Origin of the sequence: Microbacterium hominis, assembly GCF_013282805.1 — a bacterium.
GTDB classification, from domain to species: domain Bacteria; phylum Actinomycetota; class Actinomycetes; order Actinomycetales; family Microbacteriaceae; genus Microbacterium; species Microbacterium hominis_B.
The window spans coordinates 233676-251385 of record NZ_CP054038.1 but is presented as its reverse complement, the minus strand read 5'-3'; the positions used below and the strand labels follow the sequence as shown (position 1 = coordinate 251385).

Annotated in this window: 12 protein-coding genes; 6 read left to right on the top strand and 6 right to left on the bottom strand. The window is 72.1% G+C overall.

All coding sequences use genetic code 11. The features are described from left to right. Positions 1–100: 100 nt before the first annotated feature. The 3 genes from HQM25_RS01130 to HQM25_RS01120 form a co-directional block, all read right to left on the bottom strand. Positions 101–6157 (bottom strand): DUF5979 domain-containing protein, encoded by a 6057-nt coding sequence (locus HQM25_RS01130; RefSeq protein WP_172988532.1) that lies wholly within the window; start codon positions 6155–6157, stop codon positions 101–103. 243 nt (positions 6158–6400) lie between these two features. After that, positions 6401–7564 (bottom strand): acyl-CoA dehydrogenase family protein, encoded by a 1164-nt coding sequence (locus HQM25_RS01125; protein ID WP_172988531.1) that lies wholly within the window; start codon positions 7562–7564, stop codon positions 6401–6403. 325 nt (positions 7565–7889) lie between these two features. Continuing rightward, positions 7890–8951: a M15 family metallopeptidase gene (locus HQM25_RS01120; RefSeq protein ID WP_172988530.1), complete on the bottom strand. Its 1062-nt coding sequence runs from the start codon at positions 8949–8951 to the stop codon at positions 7890–7892. Between the two features lie 118 nt (positions 8952–9069). Here HQM25_RS01120 and HQM25_RS01115 point away from each other — a divergent pair, with 118 nt between their 5' ends. Continuing rightward, complete coding sequence (locus HQM25_RS01115; protein WP_172988529.1) at positions 9070–10152, top strand: Rv2578c family radical SAM protein; 1083 nt, start codon at positions 9070–9072, stop codon at positions 10150–10152. 35 nt (positions 10153–10187) lie between these two features. On the opposite strand, the gene HQM25_RS17670 is transcribed toward HQM25_RS01115, so the two are convergent. Continuing rightward, entirely contained in the window at positions 10188–10736 is a 549-nt protein-coding gene (locus HQM25_RS17670) for an NUDIX hydrolase (RefSeq protein ID WP_254359472.1), read from the bottom strand. Between the two features lie 98 nt (positions 10737–10834). Between HQM25_RS17670 and HQM25_RS17665 the strand changes: the two genes are divergently transcribed. Next, positions 10835–11710 (top strand): hypothetical protein, encoded by an 876-nt coding sequence (locus HQM25_RS17665; RefSeq protein ID WP_172988528.1) that lies wholly within the window; start codon positions 10835–10837, stop codon positions 11708–11710. Here HQM25_RS17665 and HQM25_RS01100 read toward each other — a convergent pair. Continuing rightward, complete coding sequence (locus HQM25_RS01100; RefSeq protein WP_217275174.1) at positions 11692–12594, bottom strand: alpha/beta fold hydrolase; 903 nt, start codon at positions 12592–12594, stop codon at positions 11692–11694. The two genes, HQM25_RS17665 and HQM25_RS01100, sit on opposite strands and share 19 nt — an antisense overlap. Before the next feature lie 82 nt (positions 12595–12676). Here HQM25_RS01100 and HQM25_RS01095 point away from each other — a divergent pair, with 82 nt between their 5' ends. Next, the gene (locus HQM25_RS01095) at positions 12677–13339 is read left to right on the top strand and encodes a TetR/AcrR family transcriptional regulator (RefSeq protein ID WP_172988526.1); all 663 of its coding nucleotides are present in this window, start codon (positions 12677–12679) and stop codon (positions 13337–13339) included. Positions 13340–13450: 111 nt separating this feature from the next. Further along, positions 13451–14155, top strand: a complete 705-nt coding sequence (locus HQM25_RS01090; RefSeq protein WP_172988525.1) for a hypothetical protein — start codon at positions 13451–13453, stop codon at positions 14153–14155. Positions 14156–14162: 7 nt separating this feature from the next. Here HQM25_RS01090 and HQM25_RS01085 read toward each other — a convergent pair whose 3' ends face one another. Beyond that, complete coding sequence (locus tag HQM25_RS01085) at positions 14163–15611, bottom strand: cellulase family glycosylhydrolase (protein ID WP_172988524.1); 1449 nt, start codon at positions 15609–15611, stop codon at positions 14163–14165. A gap of 44 nt (positions 15612–15655) precedes the next feature. On the opposite strand from HQM25_RS01085, the gene HQM25_RS01080 reads away from it, so the two are divergent. Together HQM25_RS01080 and HQM25_RS01075 are read left to right on the top strand one after the other, a co-directional pair. Continuing rightward, complete coding sequence (locus HQM25_RS01080; RefSeq protein ID WP_172988523.1) at positions 15656–16204, top strand: hypothetical protein; 549 nt, start codon at positions 15656–15658, stop codon at positions 16202–16204. Between the two features lie 101 nt (positions 16205–16305). Continuing rightward, positions 16306–17580: a glycosyltransferase gene (locus tag HQM25_RS01075; protein ID WP_172988522.1), complete on the top strand. Its 1275-nt coding sequence runs from the start codon at positions 16306–16308 to the stop codon at positions 17578–17580. Positions 17581–17710: the final 130 nt, after the last annotated feature.

Genomic DNA, 17710 nt, shown 5'->3' with positions numbered 1-17710 from the left:
ACGGCGTGCGACAGCGACCCCCCGCTGCTCCGCTGTCGCAAACAGCGGCCTGAGCAGCAGATTGCGACAGCGGAGCAGCGGGCTAGGGGGCAACGGGTGGTCAGCGCCGCACGATGCGGCGGCGGGATGCGAAGCCGAAGGCGACGGCGCCCGCGAGCATCGCGAGGAACCCGGCCCAGGCGATCGTCCACACGGTGTCGGGCAGGCCCGTGGGCGGCAGCGCGGTTCCCGGAGTCGGCGTGGGCGTCGGGCCCTGACCGGGCGTCGGCGTCGGCGTGATCGGCGGGGTCGGCCCCTGCTGGGGCGTCGCCGTGTTGGTGGCGGCGACCACGACGTCTGCCATCTCGAGGTCGGGCTGCGGGTCCTGCATCGCGAACACGAGCGACCGGCCGCTGACCGACAGCACGGCGTCGGCCACCCCGCTGAGCGTCCAGTCACGGAATGCCCAGTCCAACCCGCCGGCGGCAGCCGGCTCACGCTCGGTCACCGTGCACTCCGAGCTCGCCGGGATGTCGGCGATGCGCGTCGTGCCACCGGGGCCGATCTCGCGAGTGCCCTCGTAGACCTCACCGCTCTCCGACACGCATGACCAGTCGAAGGTGAACAGGGCGCCGGAGGGCGCCGTGCCCCCGGGAACGAGGCCGATCTTGCTGATCGAGAAGCCGGTGAGCACCCGGCGCACCGGGTTGTCGACCGTGCCGTTCGCGACAGCCTCACCTTCGCGGGCGACCGGCTGCGGCGCGGTGATCACCGGGGCATTCCACACGTACGAGAAGTCCGTGGGCACCGGCGCTGCAGCGCGCTGCGAGTTCTCCTCGATCGTGCACGCCGACCCGACGAGGATCCCGTCGACGCGATACGTGCCCTCGCCGATGACCGACCACTGGCCCTCGGCAACGGGTCCGTCGGCGCCGTACTGGCAGCGCCAGGTGCCGTCGAAGACGAGCCCCGTCTCGACCGGCACGCCTTCGGGGGCGGTCACGCGCTTGGTGATCTCGAACGGCCCGAACGCGCGGGTCGTCGAGTTGGTCACGGTGACCGCCGTCGTCTGCTCGGTGGCGGTGAACTCGCCGCTCTCGGGGCTGAGCACCGGCCGGTTCCAGGTGAAGGAGGCGTCGACCAGGTCCGCGTCGTCGAGCGTGTCCTCGCCGACGACGCACGTGGCGGTGACCGGCACCTGGTCCGTCGCGCCGAACAGCGACACCGTGCCGCCGCTCGCCGGCAGCTCCCACACGCCGTCGGCCACTTCGGCACCGCCGTACTCGCACGACCAGGTGCCGGTGACGACAGTGCCGGGCAGCAGTGCCCCGTCGACGCCGGTGTACGCCTTCTGCAGCTGCGCGGCCCCGTAGACCCGCTCGGTGGTGTTGATCACCGGCATCGTCGAGGGCACTCCCTGCGCGATCGTCACCGGGTCGGGGATCGCGGGTGCGCCCCAGCGGTACGACGCGTCGGGCAGCGGCGCCTCGGCGGTCGTGGGCGCCGTCTCCGTGAGCGAGCACTCGCTGCCGATCGGCAGAGTCGGCACCGGGTCGAGGGTCGCCTGGGCGCCATCCGGTCCGGTGGGGTTCGCGGTCCACGTGCCGGAGAAGGTCTGCTCGAAGCTCTCCCCCTCGCCGTACACGCACGAGTACGTGCCGGAGAAGGCACCCGTGGTCGCCGACTCCGGCACCACGGCGGTGAAGCTCTTGAAGACGGTGAACGTCCCGATCCGCCGCACGATCGGGTTCGTCACCGTCACGGTCGGCGTGTCGGTGCCGTCGACCGTCACCACCGCCGGACCGATCACGGGTGCGCCCCATGCGAACGACGCGTCCCGCAGCAGCCCGTCGGGCACCGCTCCTTCGGCGAACGTGCACTCCCACCCGTTGGGGATCGCCGCGGTGAACACCGTGGGCGCGGCATCCGGGTCGGTGGATGCCGCGAACAGCCCGCGACCGATGTATTCACCCTCGACAGCCGGCGTCGTGCAGGAGAAGTCGATCGGGAAGACGAGGTCCGCGCCGCCGGTGTAGCCGGCGGTCTCGCCGGTGATCACCTTGCGGGCGCTGATCTGACCGGTGTCGCGCTGCAGGATGTTGGTCACCTGCATCGTTCCGGTCTCGCCGGCCCCGATGGAGGCGGCGTCGAGGGTCGGCGGCAGCGCCCATGTGAACGAGGGGTCCGCGCCGAGCGTGGGCTCGTCGGGGGTCTCCTCGGTGGGCGTGCAGGTCGATCCCGCCGCGATGCCCGCGGCCGGCACGCCCACGAGCGTCGCCTCTCCGGGACCCTCGACCGACCACGTGCCGGTCACGGGCTGCTCGCCGGGGTAGACGCACGACCACGTGCCCTCGTACTCGATGCCGGGGTCGACGGTGCCGGGATACGCGCCCTCGTCCACGACCTTCACGAGCCGGAGCCGGCCGAACTGGCGCTCCGGCGCGTTGGTGACGGATGCCGCGTACGTGCCGTTCTCGTCGGCGATCGTGACCTGCGCACTGAGCACCGGACTCGCGTTCCAGATCCAGCCGGCGGCGAGTCCCTGCGTGGCCGGGACGGCACCCTCTGCGACCTCGCAGGTCGCACCGAGCGGCACCGGAACGCTCACGCTCTGGCCGATCGTGAGCTGGTACGGGCCGAAGGTCTCGGCGCCGCAGACGAGCGAGATCGGGAACAGCCCGCCGCCGGTGACGACGCCGCCGGGGGTGTCGGGGTCGAGCAGCTTCTGCACCGAGACCGGCACGGTCACCCGCACGATGTCGTTGGTAGCCCGCACGGCGACATGCGACCCGTCGTCGGGAATGAGGAAGGTCACGGAGGTGTCCGTCGTGTTCGTGGGCGTCGCGCCGAGCAGCGAGAAGCCGACCAGGTCGGTCCACCGGTACGGGTCGATCTCCGCCCCCTTCGCGGTCTCGGTGATCGTGCACTCGCTCCCCGCGGGGATCGCGGACACATCGGCGGTCGCACCGGCGGCCACGACGACCGAGCCGGTGAAGGTGCCTCCCGCGGCTGCCAGGCACGAGTACTCGAATGTGAACGTCCCCGTGAACTGCGCGCCCTCCTTGCCGCCCTTGACCTTCTTGCTGATCGAGAACGCGCCGTCGACTTCGGCGACGTTGTTCTCGACGGTGCTGGCTCCGTTCGGCGCGGCCGCCGTCAGCGTCAGCGGCCCGTCGATGTCGGTGCCGCCCCAGATGAAGGCGGGGTCTCCCTCGATCGGCACGGCCGGGTCGATCGCCTCTTCGGTCGCGATGCAGATCGAGCCGAGCGGGATCGCCGTGGCCGGCCCGGTCATGACCGCGTCGCCGGCGCCGGTCACCGACCACTCGCCGGTCAGCGGCGTGTCGGTTCCGTACTGGCACGACCACGTGCCGCTGAAGGTCGTCTGCGCGCCGTCGGCCGGGCCGATGCCGTTGACCTGCTTGCGCACCTGGAACGAGCCGACCTCGCGCTGCACACTGTTGACGACGGCCGCGAACACGGCTTCCGCCGTGCTGTCGACGGTGACCGTCTGGGCGGCAGGCGTCGCGCCCCAGCTGTAGGACTCGTCGACGAGCAGCGCCTGCGCCGGCGCCGTCTCGGTCACGTCGCACTGCGTGCCGATCGGCAGCCGCGGTGTCGTGGCGCTGGCGTCGACGGCGAGGCTGAAGGTCGCAGAGTACGGCGACGCCTGTCCCTGTGCGGGCTGGTCGCACGTCACCATGACCTCGAAGCGGGCGCTCGCGAGGACTCCACCACGCAGCTCGGCCGGCGTGATCTGCTTGCCCACGATCAGCTCGCCGTATTGGCGGACCGGCCGGTTGGTGACGGCGACGGTGCTCGATCCGCCCGCGAGGACGGTCACGACCCCGCCCACGAGGCCGTCGTAGACGGGCAGGGCCCACTCGTACCCGGTCTGGAGGTTGCCCGTCGGCGCGGTCTCCGTCACACGGCATTGCGTGCCCGCCGGGATGCCGGTGACGGTCGTGCTCGCACCGGCGGCGAGCGTGCGCGTGCCGCTGAAGCCCGCCCCGCAGTCGTAGGCGATCTCGAAGACCGCGGACGTGCCCCCGGTGAAGCCGTCGCCGAGGACGTTCTTGGTGAGGACCAGCTCACCGGTCAGGCGCGTGAAGAAGTTGGTGAGGGTGGTGGATGCCGGTGTCGTGCTCCCCGGCACCGGCACCGTCTGCTCGCTCCAGCTCGAGCCGTCCCACTGGTAGGTGTCGTTCGCGAAGTCGCCGGCCGCGGGGGCGAGCGTCTCGTCGAAGGCACAGGATGCACCGGTGGGCAGATCCCAGACGATCGCCGAGCCCGTCGTGGTGAGCTCGAGCGCACCCCCCGCCACGGTGACGCCGCCGAGCGTGCACTCGTACGTCACGGGGAAGACGCGCGCCGCGCCGCCCGTGTAGCCGACGGCCGGCGTGCCCGGGCGCGGCTCGACGATCTTGCGCACCTCGATGCTGCCGCGCTGGATGAAGCTGTTGGTGATCGCGACCGTCGCCGTGCCGCCCGACGGGATCTCGGCGGTGGCGCTGGTCGGCACGAAGGCCGCGGGCTGCCACGAGAACGACCCGTCGAGCAGGCTGCCCGTCGGCGGGGTCTCGGTGACGACGCAGGATGCTCCGGCCGGCAGCGGCGGGGAGACGAAGGGGGTGCCGCGCGAGACCGTGAACGCCACCGCATCCGCGCCGTCGCATCGATAGGCGCCGTGGAAGGGGGTGGCGTCGTCGCCGGTGAATCCCCCGTCGGGGCCCGTGATCGCCTTCGTCACGGTGAGGCTGCCGGTGGGCGGAGCGCTGGTGTTGACGATCGTGCAGACGGCGTTCGCGCCCCGTTCGAGAGTCACGCGACTCCCGGTGATCGAGCCGTTCTCGCACGACCAGGTGCCCGCCGAGTACCCGGTGGGGCCCCCTGCCTCATTGAGCGCGTACGTGCCGACCGCCACGCGGCGGCTCGTCACGGCCGCGCTGCCGCTGGCGCCGCCGATCGAGTCGGGACCGACGGCGCTCAGCGTCCAGGCCGCGGGCGACGCGTCGCCGCCGTCGACCTGCTTCACCAGCGTGAGCGAGGCCTTCGGCGTGAAGGTATTCGTATACGTGCACACGATGCCCAGCGCGTCGGTGGTCGGCGGGGCGCCGACGGCGTCGAGCGTCAGCTTTCCGGCATCCAGGTCATAGCTCGCCTCCGGCACGGGATTGCCCGCCGTGTCGAGGCACTCGATGCTCGTCGTGGACCACTCGTCGCTCACGGGAGCCTCGGTCACCGACACGGTCTCGCCGCGCAGCAGCTGCACCGGCCCCTCCGAGTCCGACGTGCCGACGCCGGGCGTCAGCGAGAACTTCTTCGTCGCCCACGGCGAGCCGGCGAGGTCGCTCGTGCCGGTGTAGGCGAAGGCGGGGATCGTCGTTCCCGCGGGCGCCGCGACCTGCTTGACGATCGTCAGCTCGCGCCGCTGCACGAGCGAGGCGTACAGGCACGCCGCGGAGTTCGCGCTCTCCCGCGTGAGGAAGCGGTTCACCGCGCTGCCGGCGGGCGTGGCCGGGCAGGCGGCCGCGCTCGTGGGGATGAAGCCCGACACGACGAGCTTGTACTGGAAGCCCTGCTGGTCGAAGACCTGATCGGCGATCTGGTTCGTGAACCGGATCTCGTCGGCGCAGCCACGGTCGTTCGGACCGTTCAGGAATGCGCAGGGGCGGTCGCCGTTCGGCGTCTCCCACAGCATCCACGGGAACGTCGTCGGCTGCAGGGGGGTGAATCCGCCCATCTGCACCCTGAGGCTGCCTTCGAAGTGCTTGGCACCGCCACGGCTGCCAGATACGACGTTGTTGTAGTGCGTGAACCGGCCGATGAGGAAGGTGTCGCCATCCTGAGCGGTCTGCGTGGTCGACGGCGTGAAGCCGATGGCCGACTGGATGCGGGTGCTCAGCTGATCGGGGCACCGGTTGCCCGATGCGTGGCCATGTGCGGTGAGCGCCTCCTGACCCGGCCCGACGAGCGAGGTCGTGCCGCCGGTGCCGGCGGGCGCGTAGCGGATGCACTCGTCACGGTTGGAGCTGTTGGAGCCGTCCGTGCCGCGAGTGCCGCTGAACTGCGCGCTGATCGGTCCGACATTGAGTGTGGCGGCCTCGGCGGGCGGCGTCGCCGCCGGCGCCACCACCAGCATCCCGGCGAGGAGCGCACACGCGGCCGACCAGGCCATGAACCGTCGAATAGTGCCGAACCCGTCCACTCGCACCCCCCGATGCCGCGGCGGCGCCCCGACGGAGCTCCCGCCCCTGCACTCTGGCACGAGGCCGCGACCCACCGCAACGATTTCGCGGGATTGCAATAGTTGACGCGCGGAGAGCCCCCGGCACACCCGGACACAGCACTGCTCCCCTGTCGCGATCGGCCGGTGATCCGGCGTTTCGCGGCAGGGGAGCAGGAGGAGGAGTGCGGGCGACTACCGCTTGCCGACGATCTGGCGCGACACGAGGTCGCGCATGATCTCGTTCGTGCCGCCGTAGATGCGGTGCACGCGGGCGTCGAGATACGCCCGGGCGATCGGGTACTCGGTGATGTAGCCGTAGCCGCCGTGCAGCTGCACGCCGACGTCGAGGAGCTCCGCCTCGCGGTCGGTCGCCCAGAACTTGACCTTGGCGGCCTCCTCGGCCGTGAGCTTCTCGTCCTTGTAGAGCATCATCGCGCGGTCGATGTACGCCCACATGACGTCGACGGTGGTGGCCATGTCGGCCAGGGCGAAGCGCGTGTTCTGGAAGTCGGCGATCCGCTCGCCGAACGCCTCGCGGCTGATCACGTAGTCGCGGGTCCAGTGGAAGGCCGCCTCGCCGGCGGCCGCGGCGGCGACGCCGATCGACAGGCGCTCGAGGGGCAGGTTCATCATGAGCTGGATGAAGCCGAGGCCCTCCTTGCCGCCGATGAGGTTCTCCTCGGGGACGAACACGTCCTGGAACGACATCTCCGCCGTGTCCCAGCCGTGGAAGCCCATCTTCTCGAGCTTCTTGCTGTGGTCGAAGCCCTCCATGCCGTCCTCGAGGATCAGCAGGCTGAACGCATCGGGCCGGGTGCCCTCGCCGGTCTTGACGAAGGTGACGACGATGTCGGCCGTCTTGCCCGACGAGATGAACGTCTTCGCGCCGTTGACGAGGTAGCCGCCGTCGACCTTCTTGGCGGTGGTCTTGATGCCGCGGAGGTCCGAGCCGGCACCGGGCTCCGTCATCGCGAGCGCGCCGAGGATCTCGCCGGTGGCCATGCGCGGGAGCCACTTCTGCTTCTGCTCCTGGGTGCCCATGTGCGCGATGTACGGCACGGCCAGGTCGTCCTGGATGCCGAGGGCGCCGGCGAGCGAGCCCTGCCCCGCCGCGATGACCTCTTCGAGCACGATCGCGCGGAAGCGGTAGTCCTGCAGCATCCCGGCGCCGCCGAACTCCTCGGGAACCGACAGGCCGATGATGCCGGCCTCGCCCGCGGCGAGCATGGTCTCGCGGTCGACCTCGCCCGCGGCATCCCATTCCTTGCGCTTGTCGTCACCCGCGTACCGCTTGATGAACTCCTTGACGACGTCGCGGAACGCTTCGTGGTCCTCGTCGTAGATGTCGCGCTCCATGTGCGCCTCCCTCTCGTCTTCGAGTGCTCGCCGGCGCCTCACGATGACCGGGCGCAGAGCGGCGAACCGCGTCGATCCTATCGCCGGGTTCTGACCGAACGGTGTGCGTTTTGAGATTCGGTCTTATGGATGCCGGAACCCAGTGCCGCGATTTGTGGGATGCCGCAACCCGGTCGGTTCCGGCCTCCCGCCCACCGCCTCGGAGCCTCTCCACCGCACCGCCCCCACCGCACTGGCTCGGAGATCTGCGCTCCTGCGGAGGCATTCGGGCGGAATCCTCCGCAGGACTGCAGATCTCCGCACGACCGCAGGCGGCCCGGGGCCGTCAGCCGAAGTAGTCGGGCGCCGCCGGGAGCGCGAAGAACTCCTCCAGCGTGTGCCAGCCGCCCGCGTGATACGCCTCGGCCAGCTGCGGCCCGATGTAGCGCAGATGCCAGGGTTCGGGCAGATAGCCGGTGATCGGGGTGCGATCGGCCTCGTAGCGCACGATCCAGCCGAACCGCCATGCGTTCGCGACGATCCAGTCGCCCTGCGCGGTGCCGGCGAGGTCGTCCAGCGACCCGCAGCCGCCGCTGCACGCGACGACGTCGGCGGCGAGGCCCGACTGATGCTCGGAGTGACCGGGCCGCGCGCTCACGAGGTCGGCCCCCTCGACGCCGCGCGAGGACACCTGACGTCCGTACGAACCCTGCTGCGTCGTGTACGACCGGAACGCGCTGGCGAGTGCGATCTCCCCCGCACCCTCTTCGCGCGCCGCGGCGACCATCCGCGTCAGCGCGGCCGCGGCATCGGCGCGCAGAGCGCCCCCTGCGAGGTTGCGCACGCCGTCGGGCATCGTCAGCGGCGAGGGGCGGTAGTCGACGGGATCGTGCGGACGCACCTTGTTGATGACCGACCAGAGGCGAGCCGAATCGTCGAGGGCGATGCACGGCGCGCGACCCTCGACGACCGCGGCGCGCAGCGCCTCGCCGCCACCGCCCGCCGCGATGGCAGCGGCGTCGTCGCCCGCGGCGAGCGCGTCGGCCACCTCGGGCGCCGCGCACAGGTCGGCCAGGGGCGCGACCGCGGCCAGGCTGGGCGCAGGGATGGACTCGGCCGGCGCCGGCAACGGCGGCTCGTCGATGCGCGCCTCGATCTCGGCCTCCGCGGCGGCGAGCCGCTCCTCCTCGGCCAGGGCGGGCGCGCTGATCGCCCCCGTCACCGCGGCGGCACCGCCGGCCACCAGAGCGGCGCACGCGACGAGCGCGAACACTGCGGCGATCCGCGCCGCGCGCCTCCGGCGAGCGTGACGAACGGGGGTCACCTCGTCGCGCAGGAGCGCCTCCGAACGCGCGCGGCGGCGCGGCGAAGCATCCACTTCGCCGGCGATCTGTCGGGTGTCCGCCACCCTCCCATTCTCACGGGAGGTGCGCCGCGAACGCGTCAGCGAAGAACACCCTCATGTCCTGTTCGATTCTTTCGTTCTGACTCTTGCAGTTTGTTCGTTCTTATGTTCGACTATCGGCATGCGGTGGCAGGGACAGCAACTGGGAGCGGTGGATGCCGCGGCGCTGCCCGGCCTGGAACAGCTGAACTCCCTCGTGCGGTCGGTGACCACCCCCGAGTTCGCCGATGTGACGTTCCACGAGGTGCTGTGCAAGTCAGCACTGAACCACGTGCCCGGCCCGTCGGCGATGCCGTTCGACTGGACCATCAACCCCTATCGGGGGTGCAGCCATGCTTGCAGTTACTGCTTCGCACGGTCGACGCATGAGTACCTCGAGCTCGACGCGGGGCGCGACTTCGACACCCAGATCATCGTGAAGGTCAACATCGAAGAGGTGCTGCGGCGCGAGCTCGCCCGCGGCAGCTGGCAGCGCGACCCCGTGCAGCTGGGCACGAACACCGACCCCTACCAGCGCGCCGAGGGACGCTACGCGCTCATGCCCGGCATCATCGGCGCGCTCGCCGAGTCGGGCACGCCGTTCTCGATCCTCACGAAGGGCACGCTGCTGCGCCGCGACCTTCCCCTGCTGCAGGATGCCGCACGCAGCGTCGACGTGTCGATCGCGATGTCGATCTCGGTCTTCGACGACGAGCTGCAGAAGGCCGTCGAACCCGGCACACCGTCCGCGGCGGCGCGGCTGGCCACCGTGCGCGCGGCGACCGACGCGGGATTCCGCGTGACGGTGTTCCTCATGCCGATCCTCCCCCACCTCACCGACTCGATCACCGCGATCGACCACGCGCTCGCGCGCATCAAGGAGGCCGGCGCGGTGCGGGTCGTGTACGGGGCGCTCCACCTGCGTCCGGGCGCGAAGCAGTGGTTCCTGGAGTGGCTCGGGCAGCGGCATCCCGAACTCGTCTCGTCGTATCGCGGGCTCTATCCCGGTGCGTCGGCCGTCGCGCCGAAGGCGTATCGGTCGTGGCTCGCCAAGCGCGTGCGGCCGCTGCTGCGCGTGCACGGGCTCGACGGCAGCGCCGAGGAGGAGTCCCACCCGCGCGATGCCTCCGCACGCGCGGGCCTCGCCTCCCGCGCCGCGGCGAGCGCCGTCGTCACGACGTCGCGGGGCCGTACTGCCACCGCCACGACGCCCCGCCTCTTCTGACGATCGGCCGGCGGTCGAGCCGGACCGCAGCGCCCTCAGCCGAGGCGGCGCACGAGGTCGAGCACGTTCCGCAGGCGAACGACGAATCCGGTCGGCACCGCGGCCGGCACCGCGTCGACGTCGAACCAGGCGACGTCGTCGCTCTCATCGCTCGCGGTCGGCACGGCATCGGGCGCCACGACGGCGGCGAACCCCACGTCCCAGTGCGCGGCGCACCAGCCGAACCCGGCGGACAGCTCGTGGCGATCGAGGTCGACGGGCTGCGTCGAGAGCAGCGCGATCGCCTCCACGCCGCTCTCCTCCCGCGCCTCGCGCAGCGCAGCGTCGGCGAGCGCGGCGTCGATCGATTCGAGGTGACCGCCGAACTGCACCCAGAAGCCGCCCTTGCGGTGCAGGCACAGCAGCACGCGGTCGAATCCGGGGCTGAAGACGAAGCAGCTCGCCGTGACGTGCTCGCGGCCGCCGTCCCGGTGCAGCGCCGCCTCGCCCGCCTCGTCGAGGAAGGCGCGGTACCGGTCGGCCTGAGCCGGTTCGAGCACCGCAGCGGCGAGGGCGAGGGACACATCGGCGACACGCACGGGCACGGCTCCGACCCTACCGGCGCGTCTCGCGCACGACGCCCGGGCCCTCCCCGGGCGGCGACCCTGCCGCGGGGCAGGAAGCGGTGCCAGGATGGAACGTGATGGATGACGGAACCCTCGCAGAGCTGCGAGCGCTGCGCGAGCGCGCCTACGGACCCGATGCCGACATCTTCGACGACGACACGGCGTTCCGGCGCCTGCAGGAGCTCGAGCATCGCTCACTCGCGCGCGCTTCGGTCTCGACCGTCGACGGTGCGGCCTCCGGCAGTCTCGCCACGCTGGTCGCCGAGCCCGCCGACGCCGCTCCCGCCTTCGAGACGCCGGTGGATGCCGCACCCGCCGACCCGGCACGGGCCGCTTCCGGACGCGACGTCGGGCCCGCCGCCGCGGATGCTGCGGATGCCGCGGATGCGGCGGATGCGGCGGATGCGGCGACGGCGCCCGCTGCTGCGACGGCGCCAGCGCCGGATGCCGCCGTCGACGGGGATCCGGCGGGTGCGGCATCCCTCCCGGACGAACCCGGGCCGGCGCGCCGCAGGCTCTGGCTGTGGTGGGCGCTCTCGCTCATCGCGACCGCCCTCGTGGCCGCGCTGATCACCGTGTGGATCATGAGCCCCGCGGGGCGGGTCGCCTCGCTGGGGGTCGATGATGACGTGCCGTGGCCGCGCGATGTCTTCGGCGATGCTCCCGACGGCGCGGAGCTCTACGAGGACTTCCTGGGGATCACCCCGGTTCTGCTCCCGCTGCAGCTCGAAGGCTCGCAGCCCCCGGCGCCGTGCATTTACCTCATCACCACCGGCGACGCGGCGGGGTTCATCGCGGGCGGCGGCTGCTCGGCGGGGCAGTTCCCGGCGACGGCGGCGATGATGGTCGGCGAGAACTCCCCCGACCGGCTGCGCGAGGAGTATCCGCTCGGCAGTTCGCTGCAGTTCGTGCTCGACGGCTCGCGGGTCGTCGTCTACGCCCAGACTCCCTGAGTCGCGCCCGGCGCGACGGGCTCGACGACGTCGGCGGGGTGCGCGACGAAATCCATCACCGCGTCGAGGAACTCGTCGGCGGCGAGGATGCGGTTGTGGCCGAGTCCGCTCGTGAGCACGACGCGCGCCCCGGCGTGGGCGCCGGCGATGCGCGCCACCTCCGCCACCGGCATGAGCGGGTCCCGCTCGTCGTGCACGGCGAGCAGCCGCGTGTCCTCCGGCAGCGGGACGCGAAGCGGCGACAGCCGCTCGATCGGGTCCGGCTCGCCGGGGAAGTAGCGTCGCGCGAATCGCGCGCGCAGCGCGGCATCCACCCTCTCGTCGTAGCCGAGCGCTCCGCGCAGGCGTGCGAACAGCACGGCCGGGTCGGCCGGCGCCGACACCGTGACGACGCGGTCCGCGCCGATGCCGCCCTGCCCCACCGCGATGAGGGCAGCGAGACCCCCGAACGAGTGCCCGACCACCGCCCGGAAGCGTCCGTGCCGCGCCTGGAGCGCCGCGAGCGCGTCGACCCAGTCCCGCACGTACGCCGCGCGCCCGGGCGACGCGCCGTGCGCGGGCGCGTCGAAGGCGACGACGCGCCGTCCGTCGGCGACGAGTTCGCGCACGAGCGTCGTGAACTGACTGGCACGCCCGTCCCAGCCGTGGGCGAGCGCGACCACATCGTTTCCGTACCCCCAGTCGTACACGGCGAGGTCGGTGCCGCGGCGATCGAGGCCGGGCACCCGCACGGTGGACCGCCGGGCCTGCAGCATGGTGGGCTCGTCGGTCGCGCTGAGCGGCCGCGGCCGCTCGATGCGGGCGAACATTTTCAGCGCGAGCGCCCCGCCCCACTCGGGCGAGACCGTTCCGGCGCCGCGCACGGCGGCGCCTGCGGCCGCCATCATCCCGTTCATCGGTGTCTCTCACTTTCTATACGAACGATCGTTCGTATCAATACGCACGATCGTACGGTAACCTGGCCGCATGGTGCAAGAGGTCCGTGACGGTCGCCGCGCGCGCGGCGACGAATCGCGCCGCGCGATCCTCGCCCGCGCCGTCGATGCGGCGTCGGTGAACGGTCTCGACGGACTGACCATCGGCTCGCTCGCCGACGCCTCGGGCCACAGCAAGAGCGGCATCGCCACCCTGTTCGGCTCGAAGGAGCAGCTGCAGCTGGCCACCGTGTCCGCCGCGCGCGAGATCTTCATCGATACCGTCGTCACCCCCGCGCGCACCCGCACCGAGCGCGGCCTCGCCCGCGTGGTCGAGCTCATCTCGACATGGATCGCCTACTCCGACGTGCGCGTCTTCCGCGGCGGATGCTTCTTCGCCGCCGCCTCCGTGGAGTTCGACGCCAAGCCCGGTGCGGTTCGCGACGCGATCATCGCCGCCAACACCGAATGGGAGCAGTACCTCACGGCTTCGATCCGCTCCGCGATGGATGCCGGCGAGCTGCCCGGTCTCGACGACCCGGCGCAGCTCGTGTTCGAGCTGCTGTCCTTCCTCGAGGCCGCGAACACCCGCTCCCTCATGCAGGGGAGCTCCGCGCCCTACGCGCGCGCGGCGACGGCCGTGCGCACGCGCCTCCTCGCCCTCGGCGCGGATCCGGACGTGGTGGCCGGTATCGGGGAGCGCACCGCGGCCTGAGAGCCGTCACGGATCCGACGCTCCCTCGCGCGGCGGCGCGGCGGCGCTGCCGTGCCTCCGCCGCGCTGCGGCGCTGCCGCGCGTGCCCCTGCGGTGCCAGGATGATCCGTGATGGATGAAGGATCCCTCGTCGAGCTGCGGGCGCTGCGCGAACGTGCCTACGGGCGCGACGCAGACATCGACGACCCTGCGGATCTCGAGCGCCTGCGGGAGCTCGAAGAGCGGTCCCGGGCGTCCGTGGCCGTCGCCGCCGAGCGGCCTGGAGACACGACGGGCGCGTCCGCGCCGGCCGCACCCGCGCCGGCCGCACCCGCGCCGGCCGCGCCCGCGAAGGGGGAGGAGACCCCCGCCGCGACCGCGGCGTCGCCCGGCCCCCGGCGACGACGCGCGTGGTGGTGGGCGCTCTCCCTCGTCGTGACCGCCGTGACCGCGTCGCTCGTGACGGCGTGGCTCCTGGCCCCCGACGCGCGCGTCGCCTCACTCGAGATCGACCGAGAAACCCCGTGGCCCACCCATGTGCTCGGCGATCGCGTGTCGAACTCGGCCGTCTACGAGCCGTTCCACGGGGTTTCCCCGATCGCCGTGTTCGAGGGGCCGCAGGCGCCCGCGCCGTGCCTGTACCTGGTGACGTGGTTCGCGGGAGGCGCGGAGTTCCTCTCGCGGGGCAGCTGCACGGTCGGCGGGTTCCCCGCGACCGTGGCACTCACCGTGGACGCGAGCTCCCCCGACGAGCTGCGCGACGCATTCGGGCTCGGCACCTCCGTGCAGTTCGTGCTCGACGAGGCCCGCGTGAGCGTCTACGTCGACGCTCCCTGATCCGCCTTCACCGCGCGCGGATCACGATCTCCGTCGCCCCGCTGTCGATCGTGAAGCCGATCACGCCGGTCGCGGCATCCCACGCGACGATCTCGCCGCCGGTGATCTCGGCTCCGTCGGGGAATCCGTCCGCCGGAAGGTACGCCTCGCTCACCGCCGCACCGCCACCGCTGCGGCCGCCGTCGATGTCGCCGCCGCCGGCGGCGCCGAGGCGGATCGTGAGCACGTCGGGCCCCACCTCCCAGGAACGCAGGTCGCCCGCGACCGCGCGCGGATAGGGCCGCGACACCGCTTCGACGAGGTTCCGCGGCTCGCCCTCGGCGTCGTACGGGCCCCAGCTTCCGGGATCGCGAGACCAGTAGACGACGCCGAATCCCGACGCGTCCGACGTCTCGTACATGAGCTCGACGTAGTCGATGGCACCCGGCAGCTCGGTGTTCAACCCGAACTCCCCGAGGATCACCGGCACCCCGCCGAGCGCCTGCGCGGTACGCAGCGCATTCGACCGCCAGGCCGCCACCGTGCCCTCGACGAGGTCACGACTCACTCCCGCGAAGCCGTCGCCGAGATCCATGGGCAGTGGATAGATGTGCGGGCAGAAGGCGATCCGCGCCGCGCCGTCGCGGGGGTCGTCGACGAAACCGAGGCCGCTGGGAAGCCCCCAGTTGAACCCCAGCGCCTGCGGCTCCAGGCACGCCCACGTGTCGTCGTCGACCTCGCGGATCGCATCGACGGACTTCTGGTACAGCGCCGTGAGCGGACCGGCCTCGAACGCCGGGCCCTGCACGGTGCCGCCGTACGGCTCGTTCATGAGGTCGTAGGCGACCACGGCCTCGTTGTCTGCGAACCGCGCCGCCACCGCGCGCCACGCGCCCGCGTAGTGGTCCATGAGTTCCGGGTGGGCGCCGGTCGTGTTCCAGAAGTTGTCGAATGCGCGGATCACCCCGGGCTCGAGGTAGTAGAGCTCCCACATGGGCAGGCTCTCGGCCACCGGCAGCCCGTCCATATACGTCGCCCACGCCGGTGCGCCGTTGCCGTTCATGCCGCTCGGAGTGATCGCGTTGCCCCACAGGTCCTGATGCATGTCGAGCATGACGTGGTACCCGCGGTCGGCGTACCACCCGATGCGCTCTTCGACATCGTCGAGGTAGCCCTGGTCGTACACACCCGGCTCCGGCTCGATCTTGCGCCATGAGATGAGATAGCGCACGAAATTCGTGCCCATGTCGGCATATTCGGTGTCGAGGTCGTCCTCGGTGAAGTCCGGCAGGCCGCTCGCGACCTGCTTGGAGCTCGACGCGGTGTTGAAGCCGCTCGGCACGAGTGCTCGGCCTTCCGCGTCGGTGAGGAACGCCTCGGCGGATGCCGGGCCGGGCGTGCGCACGGCGGCGGCAACGCCGCCCACGACGACGAGCGCCGCCAGGCCGAGCGCGAGGGAGGCACGAGGGGGGATCATGCATGTCCTCTCTGACACGTATCACGGGAGGCTATCATCGAGCGGTGCCGACGAAGACACCGCTCCACGCTCACCGGGATCCCGCCGATGCGGCGATCCTCGCGAGCATTCTCGCGCTCGCGATCCTCGCGGGCATCTGGCCGATCGCGGGGGTGCTGACGACGTGGATGCCGCTGCTCGCGGTTCCCGCCGCTGCGGGCCTGCCCTCGCTGCTGCCTCCGCTTCGACTCGTGCCGCTCGGCGGAACGACCGCCGGGTTCTGGGTCGCGGACACGCTCGCCGTGCTGGTGATGCTCCTAGCGGCATGGCTTCAGCTGCGCGCTGTCGGACGCCGCCGGCCGAACCCGGGCCACGGGCGCGCCTTCGGCCGAGGCGTGTGGACCACCGCGGTCGCGGTGGTCGCGGGCAACCTCGTGCGCACGGTGTTCCTCAGCTTCGTCACCCACTCCGACCTCGGCACCTTCGCCGGGTATGTCGTCTTCGGAATGCTCGTGTCGCTGATCACCGGCCTGACTCTCGGGGTCGTCGTCGGCGCTGCCGCCGCCGTCACGCGTCTCCTGCGCCCGCGTGCGCGGGAGTCGGTCGCGGTCTGACCCGCCCGGCGAGCTCGCGCCCCGCGTACCGACCCGCGCGATGAGGCGACCCGTTCGCCACCGACGCGCGCCCGTGGCGCGCCGGCGTACGATGCACCACGATGGGCGCCATGGCGCGATTCCTGCTCTCGGCGATGCCGTTCACCGGCCACGTCACACCCGTGCTCGCCGTGGCCGCCGCTCTGGTCGACCGCGGGCACGAGGTGCGCGTCTACACCGGCTCGGCGTTCGCATCGCGGGTCGCCGCGGTCGGCGCGACGCTCGTGCCCTGGCGCGAGGCGCCCGACTTCGACGAGAACGACCTGGAGTCGAGCTTTCCCCGCGTGCGCGACCGGAAGGGCCTGCGGCAGGTGATGATCAACCTGACCGACGTGTTCGTACGCACCGCCCCGGGTCAGGTCGCCGATCTCGCCGCCGAGTGGGAACGGGAACCGTGGGACGTGATCGCGGGCGACGACGTGGCCCTCGGCGGCAGCCTGCTGTCGGAACTGCAGGGCCGGCCGTGGGCGACGATCGGGATCCTGCCGCTGAACATGACGGTCACCGATGGGCCGCCGTCGGGGATCGGGCTGACGCCCGGGCACACGCCGCTCCTGCGCGGCCGCGATGCCGCGCTGCGCGCGCTCGCACCGCTGATGGCGCGACCCCTGGCGGGTCCGCTGCGTGAGGCTCGCGCAGCCGTCGGCCTGCCGCCGCAGCGCCGCTACTTCTCCGAAGAGGTGTACTCCTCGACCCTGGTGCTCGCCAGCGGCACGCCGTCGCTCGACTTCGACCGCTCGGGGCGGCCGCCGCACGTGCATTTCGTGGGGCGCCTCGCGACGCCGGCGCCGACCCGCGACGACGATCTGCCCTCCTGGTGGGGCGACCTCGACGGCCGGCCCGTCGTGCACGTGACCCAGGGCACGCAGAACATCGACCCGGCAGACCTCATCCGGCCGACGCTCGAAGCCCTGGCATCCCGCGACGTGCTCGTCGTGGTCGCTACCGGCGTGCGGGGCCGGGACACCCTGCCGTTCCCGGTGCCGCCGAACGCCCGGGTCGCGGGCTTCCTCCCGTACGACCGGCTGCTCCCCCGCGTCGACGCGATGGTCACCAACGGCGGGTGGGGCGGCACGCTGACGGCCCTCGATCACGGCGTCCCGCTCGTCATCGCCGGCGGCGACCTCGACAAGCCCGAGATCGCCGCGCGCGTCGCGTGGACCGGCGCCGCCGTCAACCTCCGCACCGGCACGCCGACGGCGACGCAGGTCGGCGCCGCCGTCGATCGGGCCTTGGCGGACGACTCGATGCGGGAGGCCGCCGCCCGCATCAGCGCCGAGCTGCGCGCGCTCGGCGGCGCACAGCGGGCGGCGGAGCTCCTCGAGTCCCTCGCGTAGCGGGCCCGTCACGCATGCGCGGCAGGTCGCGGCATCCGCGCCATCTTCCGGCGCGCCCCTCACACGTGCGCGGCAGGTCGCGGCATCCGCGCCATCGATCGACGCAGCGGATGCCGCAACCTGCCGCGCA